Source organism: Moorena sp. SIO3E8 (assembly GCF_010692445.1).
Lineage (GTDB): Bacteria > Cyanobacteriota > Cyanobacteriia > Cyanobacteriales > Coleofasciculaceae > Moorena > Moorena bouillonii.
Genome location: NZ_JAAHHM010000313.1, coordinates 1 through 2,207 on the forward strand (window position 1 = coordinate 1; position 2,207 = coordinate 2,207).

At 46.7% G+C, this 2,207-nt stretch carries 2 protein-coding genes; both read right to left on the reverse strand.

Going from position 1 to position 2,207, the window contains the following annotated elements; all coding sequences use genetic code 11:
- Positions 1 to 32: 32 nt before the first annotated feature.
- A complete protein-coding gene (locus F6K46_RS39375) occupies positions 33 to 1,610 on the reverse strand; it encodes a reverse transcriptase domain-containing protein (protein ID WP_293068850.1) in 1,578 nt (525 codons plus the stop codon).
- A 295-nt stretch (positions 1,611 to 1,905) separates the two neighbouring features.
- A partial coding sequence (locus F6K46_RS39380; RefSeq protein ID WP_293068848.1) for a hypothetical protein occupies positions 1,906 to 2,207 on the reverse strand: 302 nt, incomplete at its 5' end.

A 2,207-nucleotide genomic window follows, 5' to 3' on the forward strand; every position in this document is an offset into this window, starting at 1 on the left:
ATGCCTGACTTTGTTACGGTCGATGTCCCCTATTAAGGGGAGCACCTCCGCTTCAGAACTGGGCGTGAGACTTTCACCTCACCCAGCTCCTGGGTAAACTCGGTCTTTGACCGGCCTTTTGGCTTGCTCCAGTGTATCTGTTGGTGGCAGCTCCGGTGAACTGCTAGTAAGTTCTTTGTTTTCCAGTTGTCGTGGTTTCCATCGATGTGATGGAGATGTACATCCTCGAATTCTAGAAACTTCAATCCACAGTGTCCACAGGAATGGTTTTGCCTTTTCAATGCCTCAGAGGTAATATCAGAGTATAGGCGTGAATTCCTTTTGCTCCAATATACTAGGTCGCCGTCATAGGGTGACTTAGTTCCCCTCACGTTCACGTGTTGATTCTGTTTGTACCCCACTTTTGGGAATGCCTTTTTACATAGTTCGTTGGCCTGATACCGGTTTACTTTCTTTTCCTTTCGGAATTTTAGGTTTGCGGTTTGGTTCATGAACCATAAGCTGTCCCTTGAGCTACTCATATCGCAACTACTGTGATAGTTACGCCATCCGCGTACGATTGGGGCTAACTTTTTCGCTTTTACTTTGGCACCATAATTCGAGCAGTTGACCACGGTTTTAATCTTCTTACGTATGTTCCTGTGGTTTTCCTCTGAGGGAGTACATGAGAACTTTCCGTCTTTTCTGACGCGGAATTTCCACCCCAGGAAGTTAAATCCGTCTGTCGTTTTAGTCAGTTTGGTCTTTTCTTCATTGATTTCCATCCCTCTGTCCGCCAGGAAGTCTTTGACCTTCTGGAGGATTTTGTTGGCATCGTCCTTTGGCTTTAAGATGAACACCATGTCGTCGGCGTACCGAAGACTAGTGTGTATGTCTTCTATTCCGTTAAGTGCAATGTTGGCTAATAAGGGGCTGACTACACCGCCTTGGGGAGTTCCTTGCTCCGGGAATTCCAGATTGATGCCTGCTTTTAAACATCTGAATATCCCCTGTTTCAGACATGCAGGTGCTAGCAATCTATCCATGATGGAGTTATGGGAGATGCGGTCAAAACATTTTTTGATGTCTAATTCGATGATACGTTTGTTGATGCCGTTGTGATTGGATTGTAGGTGTGTGAACAATCTTTTCTGGACATCTTGAGCGCATCTTCCTGTCCTGAATCCGTAACTGTCACCACTGAATGTGGCTTCGTGTGCGGGTTCTAGTGCGTATAGAATTAGACATTGCCATGCTCTGTCGGCTATGGTTGGTATCTTTAGCGTCCGAGTTTTCCCATTCTTTTTCTTAATGGGGACTTCTCGTAGTCGATTATGATGCCAGTCATGGCCATAGTCGTTCAGTGCTTCCACCAATTCCATGCGTTGTCTGTAATTGAGGCTTGACTTGCCATCAATTCCAGCGGTCTTTTTACCCTTATTTAGCTGAGTCACTTGTCGGACGGCCAGGAGTTGTGCTGCACGGGATTTCAGTATCAGTTTCTGTAGGGACCTGGCTTTCTTTAAGTCACCAGCTCGAACCGCTTTGTATACACGTTTTTGTAGGCGGAAAAGATTTTGGCGGAATTTCTTCCACTTCTGGCTTTTCCAAAGTTCGCTATGATTACTCATGCGTCTAACTGTGCTCTCCTTAGAACTTTGTATACTCTGAATACCCGCAGGCAGTTTTTCGCCTGCATCCTACCCGGCAGTGAGGATTAAGTTTGACATAACTTACTAAGGGAACGACCTTTTCCTTAGACTCATTAGTGCTGCCGTTTTTACTTGTTCCATCCATCAGATTGTTGTGGTGCTTTAGGGCAGTCCAATTTGCCTATTCCCTCCTCAGAGATTACAGCTGACGGCTGTCAAGACGCTGTGAGAATAATCGGGAATCAAGTCTCGCATGTACTAGTCAGATTGCGGCTTAGTCGTTAGACACTTTTTCAGGACTTTCGCTGTCTGTTACCCATGTCACCTTCCCCATTAGCGGCAGTGTCACCCATCTGATTGGTGTCTGATTCCGCCCTGGTGCCAGCTTCACTCTGCTAGGGTGTCGCCTTGCTCGGTGTGGCCAAGATAGGGAGTCACTTGTCTCTTCAAGGGGAGGACTTTCACCTCCATCTAGATGGATAGTTATAACTTTTTGGGGTTGTCCCCGCGAGTTACCTAAGTCATACCCCTCCCGTTTCGGGAGGCTCCTACTTAGAACAAGCCACACGCAGCCAC

What these genes read in the sequence shown, in the direction of transcription:
- F6K46_RS39375 (WP_293068850.1), bottom strand. Translation starts at nt 1,610, where the DNA reads ATGAGTAATCATAGCGAACTTTGGAAAAGCCAGAAGTGGAAGAAATTC.